This window comes from Bacillus cereus group sp. Bc031 (genome assembly GCF_027716265.1).
GTDB classification, from domain to species: domain Bacteria; phylum Bacillota; class Bacilli; order Bacillales; family Bacillaceae_G; genus Bacillus_A; species Bacillus_A paranthracis.
This window is the reverse complement of the sequence record NZ_JAQFUL010000066.1, coordinates 1-11,588: the sequence shown is the minus strand read 5'-3', so window position 1 is coordinate 11,588 and position 11,588 is coordinate 1. Positions and strand designations below refer to the sequence as shown.

Below are 11,588 nucleotides of genomic sequence, written 5' to 3'. Positions count from 1 at the left end.
CTATCTATTCCTTCCTATCATTTTCGGACAATATAGAGCATATCTGTTTCAGATAAGCCAAATTTCCTAGCACTTTTCATCCCTTGTTTTTCAGCTAGGTTATATAATTCCACCTTAAATCCCGCATTCATTAATCGTTGAATGAACCCTGATTGATTATAAATTCTCACATGATCTTCTTGACCAAAAGCTAATTTCCTCAATTGTGGAGTTACAATTAATTCATTCTCTATAATAGAATCCACATTCATTACGATGGGTACTTGAATAATTCCCCATCCACCTGGTTTTAGAACCCTATATAACTCTCGCATTGCTTTGCCATCATCAAGAACATGTTCTAATACGTGGCTACATAAAATTACATCAAAAGTATTACTATCATATGTAATGCTTGTAACATCAATTTCCTTCATTAATGGATCCTTTGGCTCTAAATCCCCACATACATACGTAATATTTTTATACTCGTTAAACCAATCTCTTACATTCGCTTCAGGTGCAATATGAAGCATAGTATATTTTCTACTTAACAAGTCCGTTTCCGTTTCAATGTACACACGATACAATCTTTCACGATCCATCGAACTACAAACTGGACATATCCCTGTATCTTTATTCCACATCTCAAATTTATATTTTGGAAAATCATAATGTGCTGGCCAAGGTGAAAATTTTTCAAATTGTTGATTGCAATATTGACAATAACAACATTCTTTCTCAAACATATGGGCAACTAGTTTGTTTAACCCCTTTTTAATCTTTTCATTATAAATTTGATCTAGTTCTCCATTTCTTACTGCATCCTTAACTATAAATCCCGCATTCTCTAAACAATAGGATAAGCTCTCTTTATAATCTCTTTCAGAACTTAAAAACCCACTATTATATGCATCTATAATTAATTCAATCCACTCGTCAATTGTCATTAAAATAAAATGCATTTGTTTTTGATTTTGTCCACTATGTTGTCTAAAATAACTAAGAGGTTCTTGTATATAAACTACTTTTCCTTTCCTCATCATGTCTAGCCAAGTTGCAATGTCATTAATAGCAGAATAAGCCTTCCCTTTAAAATACCCAAACTTCCCTTCAAACAATTCCCGATTAAACAAAACAGTTGTCGGCTCACCAACTACATTTTTCAAATTTTTTAACATATAATTCCCTAATTCTTTTCCTTCAAAAAGCGTAGTTTCTTTCGCGATTTTTATATTTAATGTTGAAGGTGGTAATATCTCTCCATTCTCATCAATCAGTTCACGATATGACGTCAAAAATGAAATATTTTCTAACGTCAAAAAGTATTTCATCATTCTCTCGATCTTTTCATGATGAAATAAATCATCATCTAATAAAAAGTTTATATAGTCCCCATTCGCAAGTTCTACACACTTATTAAAGTTTTCAGCAACTAACGGCGTTTCATTTTTAACATATGTAATACACTTATATTCACGTAAATACGGTTGAATCATCGCATTGACTTCATTATTTGTACTGTCGTCAGAAATAATAATTTCAATATTTTCATATGTTTGATTCAGAGCACTATTAAGCGCCAATTCCAAGTAATACGGTCTATTGTACGCAGGAATAAGTATACTTACTTTCGGTAAAGGAGAATTATTATTTATATATTGTTTTTTCTTTTCTATGTTTATTTTCTTTTCTTTAATTTTTTGATAATAGTCTAATGTATATAATATTGATGATGGAACTATCCTTCTTGCATATTCTAGAAAATTAGTTATCGCTTCATCTAACTCTTTTTCGTTAGATAAGAAACCATATTTTTCTCCAGCTATAATACTATGTGAAAAATCTTCTAATCCATCCATCATTTTATTAGATTCATTTAACTGTTGATCTGGATGTAATCGAAAGTAACTCAGTGTCTCTGCTATATATACCGCTTTTCCTTTACTTAATAAAGATAACCATGAAGCTATATCTACGTTACAAAGATACCTCCTCTTATCAAAAATCCCATACGGTTCTTGTAAATCATTTTTACGAAATAAAACTGTTGTCGGTTCTCCAATATAATTTTTTTGATCGACAATTACCCTATTTGCTAATTCTGTTCCCTCTATAATCGTATCCTCTTTAAATAAACGGACAGTTGAATAAATATGTCGTAGTTCTTTCCCTTTTTCATCAATTACTTGACGATGGGATGTTACAAGCTTAATTTCATTATCTAAATCATTGAAAAAATACTTCATCATTTTTTCAATTTTATCCACATGAAAGATATCATCGTCCATTAAAAAATTTATATATTCACCGCTCGCTTTATTAAATAACATTAGAGCATTTTCAAACTGTCCAAGAGTTGACCTGTTTTTTATATAAGTAATATTTGAATGATCACATAAGTATTTTTGTAACACCTTTTCTGTTTCATCATTCGTACTATCATCTCCAACTATAATTTCTATATTAGAGTACGTTTGTTCCAGCACACTACGTAACGCCTCTTCAAAGTAGCGAGGACGATTATATGTAGGAATTAATACACTTACCAACGGAAGTTGATCTACCACCTCTTCATTTCTTTCAATACGAGTTCTCATTTTACTCTCTCACCTCTTCGCATATTATTTATATACGCGACACAAAAATCACATTACTGTAACCGAATGGAGCCTATATACTTTTATGCAGAAATGAAACGAAATATCATACTTTTCGTTCCTGAATAAACATATTTAATAACACGGACATTTTATTTGCACCTTTTTTATTCATATGATCACTATCATAAAAATCTTCATCACAAAATAATGGCGAATCAAATAAATCTATAATTTGAAAAGAATATTGAGCTTGAAAATCGTTTATAACTTTATAAAAATCTTCTTTTAATTTCTTACTACTACAATTGAAATAATGTGAAGTAACAGGGAATACAACAATTAGTGGTTTTATATCATGTTTTAAAAGTAATTCTAAATATGTTTTAAAAATTGTTTTATTTTCAACTAAAGTATGAGGATATGACAATTTAGCATGTGAAGCTGCTCTTATTTTTCCGTGTTCTTCAAAAGGAATGTGAAGAGGAGTGATATTCCATTCAGCATTTATCCAGGGCAATATCAATGATTCATCTGTTAGTTCGTCTAATAAAATATATTCAAAATGCAAATTAAAAATAGAAAAAAGTGGTTTCGGGGTATCTAGATGTGAGAATCCATCAGTGGATAGAGGAGAATGAACTACAGTATGATGGCCGTCTTGAAACAATGGATAATATACTTTGTGAATTCTATATGATTCAGATGATAACGACATGTCAAAGTAAAACGAGAAATAAGCTATTCCTATCAAACAATATTGAAAGGAATGATTGTTTGATAGTAGTTGTGATGCTATTAAATAATCATAGTATAAATCTTGCGATGGAAGTGTTAGTTTTATTGACTTTTTTGAGAGGAGCTCTGTACTTATGCCACAATGCGGATAAGACAAGCCCGTCGCAAACAATTCATACGTCGGATCACCCTTTGCTTTTTTCATAGAAATGTATAAAGACATAAGATCCGGATTTATTTGATAGATAGAAATTAATTTATTCCTCCATTCATACATGTATTTTGTTAAATTAATAATTTTTGTACTTTGCACGCCCCTATTTATTAATTCATTTGTAAGTTTTTCTGCGTCCATTCTCCAAACGACTATATATTGAAAAGAATTTTCTATTTGAACAATAGCTGAAACGTCTACAAGATGAACGATTGTTTTACATTTATTTTTGTCTAATGTATTTTGAATCTTCTCCCTTGATAATTCATCACTTAAAACAATAATTTTATACTGCTCCTTCACGTATATCCCCTCCATTATATGTATAATATGAAATTCATTTTTCATTCGTAACGATCATATACATTTGCCATCCATCAAAAAAAGAATAGAATATTTATTTCAAAACAAAAAATAGCTCCACCATTAGGCGTAGCTATTTTCACTATTATTACTTATTCAAACTATATTCCTTTATCTAACTCATAAAGCTTTCGATACTTCTCATTTTCTTTCAGAAGTTGTTCATGACTTCCTTGCATCACAATTTGACCACGATCAAGGAAGATAACTTCATCAACATGCTCAATTCCTACAAGATGGTGCGTAATCCAAATTACTGTCTTTTCTTCCGTTGCAGAAAACATTGTTTCTATTAAAGATAATTCTGTCTTTGGATCTAAGCCGATTGTAGGTTCATCTAGTACAATGATTGGTGCTTCTTGCATTAGCGTTCTAGCAAAAGCAACCCGTTGTCTTTCCCCGCCAGAAAACCTTTTCCCCATCTCATGCATTTTTGTTTGTAATCTATCTGGAAGAGAAGCAACATGCGAAGCTAATTGTGCTTTCTCTAAAGCATTCCATATCTCTTCATCTGTTGCCTCTGGTTTGCCGATTCGCACATTATTCCCAATTGTCGTATCGAATAAATGCGGCTTTTGATTCAATACAGAAATATATTTTGATAAAAGATTCGTGTGAGCATGTTCACTATTCAATAAAACTTCACCCTGTAATGGGCTTAGTGCACCTGTTAACAATTTTAACAAAGTAGATTTTCCAGTTCCGCTTCTTCCTAAAATGGCGATTTTTTTTCCTGCTTTTATTTGTAATGATACGTCTTTCAATACAAATTCATTGCTATCTGGGTAACGATACGATACATGATTTAATTCAATGTCTATATGTTTTGGTGCAACATAATCTTTATCTCTAGGTAATTCCTTTTCATCCTGTAAAACACCATTACCTTCTACTTGATTGAGACGATGAGCGGATTCTACATATGATGGAATTCGATCGATAGCATCTGACAGAGGAATTAACGCGTTTGTGACAGATAACGTCATTAAGACGAAAGCCGCAATAACGGTAGGAGCAATCTGTTCACTCGCCGCCTCATTTCCAGTCCATATAATCATTGAAATAACTACAATACCCACTACTAATTGAATAATACTGTCCCGAATATGATTCCAGCGCTTCATTCTTTTTTCCGTTTTTAACAACTGAGCATTTTGATCTACATACTTATCAATGAATTCATCTTTTCTACCACTTGCTTGCCAATCAGATAATCCAAAAACAGCATCTGTTAGTTTTTGGTACAAACGGTTTCTTCCTTGCTTTAAAGTAACATGATGTTTCTTCATTAAAAGTAATGATATAAATGGAAGAAGAAAAACGATAATAGCCAACATACATGCTGCAATAAGTGCAAACACTACGTCAAATGTACCGATAACAAGTACGAATATGCTATATACAACTAATGCTAATATGCTAGGAAATATTGTACGTAAATATAGGTTTTGTAAATGCTCTATATCTTCGGATAATACGCCTAACATATCGCCCGTTTGAAATCGTGAACGGAAAAATAACGCCTGTGGTTCTACTATCCCATATAGTTTCGTTCTCATCTTTTCTAATATGCGTAATACAACATCGTGTCCAACTAAACGCTCTACATAATGAAATACCGCTTGTCCTATACTAAACGCACGTGTTGCAACGATAGGAACATATACAGCCATTACATTTTCTGGTCTAAGAGCAGATTTAGAGATTAAATAACCTGAAATGAAAAGTAGCATCGCACCTGAACTAACTCCAAGAAGACCAAGGAAAATAGTTACAGTCATTCTACCTTTATTTTGCTGTATATACGGTTTAATCCAGTTACTCATCTCTATCCCCTCTCTTTCCTGCGAAAATGTAATGCTTCATTCTTTACAAGTTCTTCATACGTTCCGCTTTCTATCATTTTCCCTTTATTTAAAATAAGAATATGATCCATCTGTTTCATCCAGTGAAGACGATGTGTTGCAAGAAATACTAACTTACCTTCAAACTGACGTAACATCGCTTGCTTTATTTCAAATTCAGTTTCAATATCAAGATGTGCTGTAGGCTCGTCTAATAAAATAATTGGCTTTTTGCTTAAAAGGGCTCTCGCCATTGCGACACGTTGTTCTTGTCCGCCACTCAGCATACACCCACCTTCTCCAATTCTTTCATACATTCCATTTGGAAGCGATGTAACGAGTGAACGAAGACCAACTTCATTCATAACTCTTTCCACTTCTTCATCCGTTGTATTTGTTTCATAGAAACAAATGTTATCTTTTAATGAAAGCGGGAAAATATAAGGTTGCTGCGGAATATAAGCAATATTCTTTTGCCACTCTTCACGAGTAGCCCCGTCAATTTCCACACCATTTACAATCATCTTTCCAGCTGAAGGAGTTAAAAACCCTGCTAATACGTCGATTAACGTTGATTTCCCTGCTCCACTTTCACCAATTACACCTATAGCGCCAGTGCCTTTCCAAGTAAAATCAATTTCCTCTAATATAGCTTTTTCAGATTCATCATTCTTTACTTTTACATCTTGTAATTTCAAGTTACTAGTTGAATTCCATATTAAGTCTACATTAGATTCTTTCTTCCCTATTTCTTTTTGTCGCTGTAAAATCTCTTCTATTTGCTCCATTGCAAGTTGTCCATCTAACGTAGCATGATAATTTGCTCCAACTTGTTTAATCGGCAAGAAGTATTCCGGAGCTAAAATTAAAATCGTAAGGGCTGGCAATAGTACAATTGTTCCATCTATTAAACGTATCCCTAATCCGACCGCTACAAATGCAATTGATAAACTCGTAAAGAAATCTAATGCAAATGAAGAAAGAAAAGCAACTCGCAAAGTACGCATCGTTGTTTTTCTATATCTTTTACTTACTTTTTCAATCTTTCCTTCGTGTTGTTTACTTTGACCTAAATACTTTAATGTTTCTAATCCTTTTAACGTATCTACAAAATGATTAGAAAGAACACGATATGTTTCATATTGGCTATCCGCCATTTTCTGCGCTGCTAATCCTAGTAGGATCATAAAAATAATTACGATAGGAATCGTTACAACTAAAATGATTCCTGACTCAATATCTAGTGTAAAAACATATAGTACAATTAGTCCTGGTACGATACTACTTCTAATCATTTTAGGAATTGTTAATTCAATATATGTTTTAAATTTCTCAATTCCCTCTATCGATAAGGTAACCAGATGACCTGTTCCAACAGTTTGAACATACCGTGGACCTAATGTGAAATACGCCTCTATTAATTGTTTTCTCAGTAGCGATCCTGTTTTTTCAGCGAAACGTTCCACTAATATTTGTGACATTCGAACTAGCAAATGACGTACTGCAAACGTGATTCCGAAATAAACTGTTTCATTTAACATAGATTGCACTGCTTCTCCCTGAAATAAAAACGTAATAGCTCGCGCTAAAAACACCGTTTGTGCAATAATACTAAAAGCTTCTAACATGCTAATGATTGTTAGCACTACATATAAAACTCGGCTACCAGGATACGATGGAAGTCCTCTTTTTCTTTTCATTAGTACTCCAAATCTTTATCTGACTTAACAGGTTGTCTAAACACATAGAAACTCCATATTTGACTTCCCAAAACAAATGGCAATATAGCAATTGAAAAATACGTCATCAGTTTTAGTGCATAATCTCCTGATGCTGCATTATAAATTGTCAAATCGTATATTGCCCCTAACGAACTAATTAAGACGCGCGGGAACATGCCGGCAAACACACTCGCACTTAGTAAAATGATTGTTAAACTTGTCATAAAGAAAGCCCAACCATCTCTTCTTCTTTTATTTAATAATGTTGACACACATAATGCTACAAAAGCTCCAATCGGAACCATAATCCATTCTGTACCATGACCAGTGAAAATATCTGTTTTCCATAACCCTACACTAGCAAAAATAAGAAGCGCTATAATTGCAAGTGGTGCAATTTTCAGTGCAGCAATACGTGCACGTTCTCTTAACTTACCAGTTGTACGTATTGTAAGGAATTGCAAGCCGTGAACAATACATAGCAGAAGGAACATAACTCCTCCAAGTAATGCAAAGGGATGAAGTAATTGTAGGAATCCACCTACAGCATTTTTCGTCTCATCAATTGGAATACCTACCATAAAGTTAGCAATGGCAACTCCCCAAAGGATAGGTGGTAATAAACTTCCTAAAAACATACCCCAATCCCAAAAACCTTTCCATTTATGATTGTCTATTTTCGCACGGAATTTAAAGGAAACACCTCTTATAATTAAAGCAAGAAGCATAAATACAAAAGGAATGTAAAACCCACTAAATAAAGTTGCATACCAGTGCGGGAATGCTGCGAACATAGCGCCACCTGCACAAACAAGCCATACTTCATTCGCATGCCAAAATGGGCCAATTGTATTTAAGTAAATCCTTTTCTCTAAATCGTTTTCTCCTAAAAACCTTGAAACTATACCTACACCGAAATCGAAACCTTCAAGTACAAAGAAGCCTACGAATAAAATTGCAATAATGATAAACCACAACTCATTAAGAGATAACATACTCATCCTCCTTATCAAATGGATCATGGCTTTGAGAATCCTGTTTCGCTTTCTTATTCTCATGTCCTTTAATGATACGAACGAATAAGTAAATGGTAATTCCACCTATAATTAAATATAGTGATGTGAATGAAACTAAAGAGAATAACACTTCTCCGAACGTAACATTTGGAGATACAGCATCTTCCGTTTTCATAACACCGAAGACTACCCAAGGCTGACGTCCCATTTCAGTCATAATCCATCCTACTGTATTACCGATAAACGGTAGTGAAATTGCATACACCATTAATTTTAAATACCAAGTTTTTTCAGCTAAACGGTCCTTTTTGGATAAGAACCAACCGTACGCTCCTAGAAGAAGCATAAATGTTCCACTCATTACCATCGCTCTAAAACTCCAAAACATCGTGTGTACTGGCGGAATATAATCTCCAGGCCCATATTTTTCTTCATATTGCTTTTGAATTTGATTCATCCCTTCTACTTGACCGCTAAATTTATCAAATGATAATAGGCTTAGCATATAAGGGATTTGAATTTCAAACGAATTTTCTTTCTTCTCTGCATCAATTTTCGCAAATACAGTAAATGGCGCTGGATCTTCACTCGTATTCCATAACGCTTCAGCAGCCGCCATTTTCATTGGGTGTGTTTTGATTAATTGTTGCGCTTGCGCATGACCGAAGAATAATACTAGCGCCGTTGTAAGTGTTCCAACAATGATAGAAATGCGGAATGATTTTTTAAACACTTCCGTTTCTTGGGCTTTCGTTATTTTCCATGCACTCACACCTGCAATAAAGAATGCACCCGTTGCAATTGCCGCTGTAATGGTATGCGGGAATTGTACCCATAATTGTGGGTTTTGAATAATTGCTAAGAAATCATTCATTTGTGCACGTCCATCTGCTGCCATTTCATATCCTACTGGCGATTGCATAAATGCACTTGCAGTTAAAATCCAAAATGCTGATAACATTGTTCCAATTGAAAGGAGCCAAATACATAAAAGGTGAATGCGCTTCGGTAATTTATCCTCACCGAATACCCATAAACCTAAAAATGTAGACTCAATGAAAAATGCTAATAAACCTTCAATCGCAAGTGATGGACCAAACACATCACCTACGAAACGTGAATAGGTTGACCAGTTCATACCAAACTGGAATTCTTGTAAAATACCAGTTACTACACCTACCGCAAAGTTAACAAGGAATATTTGTGTCCAAAACTTCGTCATCTTCTTATAAATTTCTTGTCCCTTTACCACATATAACGTTTGCATTAACGCAATGATAAAAGCTAAACCAATAGACAGCGGAACAAAAAAGTAATGGAAAATCGTTGTTGATGCGAATTGTATTCGTGCCAATTCAAGCGTTTCCATACTACAATCACTTCCTTCATAGTTTTTATAATAAAAGTGAATTGAGCAATCTTATCAAGCTCAATTATTAAGAAATACGAAAAGACAAAAACATTTTGTATGTATTGTCGAAAAATACGAAGTTTCAGTTTTTCAAACTATTGTAATGCTATTTTTTACCTTTTCACTATTTCTGTAGTGTTTTATTCGTTAATCGAATTGTATAATATACCTGCATAGTAAATTCAGCTGATTTTTGACGTATTATTGACATCATTTTGTCTGAAATATGTCTTTTGGTATTTTTTTGAATTAGATTTTTCTCATCGATAAAATGTGTTTTTTTAATATGAGACTTATCTTTGCATCAATAAAATAATCGTTTCTCTCTTTATACACTTGACTTTTCTACGGAAAAATGTCCTATTAACCAATGGATAATTTCGTTATTTTTTTGTCAAGCGAAAAATGTATTTCTAAAATTCAAACATGAAATATTGTTATTCAAAAATAGGAAATAACCTCCTCTTTTTAGATTAAAAATTCACTTTTTTGTCATTTTTTCAAACTAAAATAAATTAAAAATACCGAGAATCCATTAGACTCTCGGTATTTTTTAATTTATTTTGCTGTATGTTTTCTAATAGCCGGTAAAATTTCAGTAGCAATTAGCTCGATATTTTTCTCAATTTTATCATATGGTACGCCACCAAAATCAATTTCTGCCATAAAGCGTTGTTGCCCAAACAATTCATATTGGTAAAGCATTTTTTCAATAATTTGTTGTGGGCTACCAACCATTAACGCGTCACGGTAATCTATTGCATTTGTAAATTGTTGTTTCGGATACCCACCACCGCGTAGCGTAAGCATACCAGCATTAATGTGAGGGTAGTATTCACTAAGTGCATCTTGTGAATTTTTCGCTGTATAAAATAAACTCGTTGTTGCAACTGGCAAACTCGCTGGATTAAATCCACTTTGCGCAGCCGCCTCACGGTAAGCATCTACTGATCCTTTAAAGTTAATAGCTGGACCACCTAGTGTTGTTATCATCATTGGTACACCTGCACGTCCTGCTTTAATCGCACTAGCTGGTGGGCCACCAACTGCACGCCAAATTGGTAAGTTATTATTTTTAGCTCTTGGAATAACCGATGCATGCGCAAGCGGTGCTCTGAACTGTCCATTCCATGTTACATGTTCCTCTTTATTAATTTTTAATAAAAGATCCATCTTCTCTTCAAATAACTCTTCATAATCATTCACATCATAACCAAGTAAACTATATCCCCCAATACGAGATCCACGACCAGCCACAATTTCTGCACGTCCATTAGAAATCAAATCAAGTGTAGCAAAGTCCTCGTATACTCGTACCGGATCAGATGTACTTATTATCGTTGCTGAACTTGCAATTTTTATATTTTTCGTTGCTTGCGCAATCGCTCCTAAAATAACTGTATGAGCTTGCGTTGTAAAGTGTGTTTGATGACTTTCACCGACAGCAAATACATCAAGTCCAGCTTCATCTGCTAACTTAGCTGTTTCAATTAATTCATGAATTCTTTGTTCCGCACTAATTTTCTCTCCATTATGCGGATTTAAAACATGATCCCCAATCGAATATAATCCAAACTCCATCCCTTTACTTGTATCCATACGGTATTTTTCCATCATTACTCTCTCCTCGTATATTATATTTAAGCTGTTATTTCAGCTTTAAATTCCCTTAATAAGAGACCCGTAAATTAATACTTGGATG

7 protein-coding genes are annotated in these 11,588 nt (G+C 33.7%); all 7 read right to left on the bottom strand.

From position 1 onward, the window contains the following. Positions 1–17 precede the first annotated feature (17 nt). The 7 genes from PDQ33_RS21280 to PDQ33_RS21250 all read right to left on the bottom strand — a co-directional run bounded on the left by PDQ33_RS21280 (position 18) and on the right by PDQ33_RS21250 (position 11,500). Complete coding sequence (locus PDQ33_RS21280) at positions 18–2,579, bottom strand: glycosyltransferase (protein ID WP_270756553.1); 2,562 nt, start codon at positions 2,577–2,579, stop codon at positions 18–20. 106 nt (positions 2,580–2,685) lie between these two features. Next, positions 2,686–3,834, bottom strand: coding sequence for a hypothetical protein (locus PDQ33_RS21275; RefSeq protein ID WP_061131172.1), 1,149 nt, complete (start codon positions 3,832–3,834; stop codon positions 2,686–2,688). 161 nt (positions 3,835–3,995) lie between these two features. Next, complete coding sequence (cydC, locus tag PDQ33_RS21270; protein ID WP_061131171.1) at positions 3,996–5,720, bottom strand: thiol reductant ABC exporter subunit CydC; 1,725 nt, start codon at positions 5,718–5,720, stop codon at positions 3,996–3,998. A 2-nt stretch (positions 5,721–5,722) separates the two neighbouring features. Further along, a complete protein-coding gene (gene cydD / locus PDQ33_RS21265; protein ID WP_270756555.1) occupies positions 5,723–7,438 on the bottom strand; it encodes a thiol reductant ABC exporter subunit CydD in 1,716 nt (571 codons plus the stop codon). Then, the gene (cydB, locus tag PDQ33_RS21260) at positions 7,438–8,454 is read right to left on the bottom strand and encodes a cytochrome d ubiquinol oxidase subunit II (protein WP_061131170.1); all 1,017 of its coding nucleotides are present in this window, start codon (positions 8,452–8,454) and stop codon (positions 7,438–7,440) included. The genes cydD and cydB overlap by 1 nt, the downstream gene beginning before the upstream one ends. Next, positions 8,441–9,844, bottom strand: coding sequence for a cytochrome ubiquinol oxidase subunit I (cydA, locus tag PDQ33_RS21255; RefSeq protein ID WP_000448876.1), 1,404 nt, complete (start codon positions 9,842–9,844; stop codon positions 8,441–8,443). The genes cydB and cydA overlap by 14 nt, the downstream gene beginning before the upstream one ends. 600 nt (positions 9,845–10,444) lie before the next feature. Continuing rightward, positions 10,445–11,500 carry an LLM class flavin-dependent oxidoreductase gene (locus tag PDQ33_RS21250; protein ID WP_061131169.1) on the bottom strand — a complete coding sequence of 352 codons (1,056 nt, stop codon included), beginning with the start codon at positions 11,498–11,500 and terminating at the stop codon, positions 10,445–10,447. Between the last annotated feature and the right edge of the window lie 88 nt (positions 11,501–11,588).

What these genes read in the sequence shown, in the direction of transcription:
- PDQ33_RS21280 (WP_270756553.1), bottom strand. Translation starts at nt 2,579, where the DNA reads ATGAGAACTCGTATTGAAAGAAATGAAGAGGTGGTAGATCAACTTCCG.
- cydC (WP_061131171.1), bottom strand. Translation starts at nt 5,720, where the DNA reads ATGAGTAACTGGATTAAACCGTATATACAGCAAAATAAAGGTAGAATG.
- cydD (WP_270756555.1), bottom strand. Translation starts at nt 7,438, where the DNA reads ATGAAAAGAAAAAGAGGACTTCCATCGTATCCTGGTAGCCGAGTTTTA.
- cydB (WP_061131170.1), bottom strand. Translation starts at nt 8,454, where the DNA reads ATGTTATCTCTTAATGAGTTGTGGTTTATCATTATTGCAATTTTATTC.
- cydA (WP_000448876.1), bottom strand. Translation starts at nt 9,844, where the DNA reads ATGGAAACGCTTGAATTGGCACGAATACAATTCGCATCAACAACGATT.
- PDQ33_RS21250 (WP_061131169.1), bottom strand. Translation starts at nt 11,500, where the DNA reads ATGGAAAAATACCGTATGGATACAAGTAAAGGGATGGAGTTTGGATTA.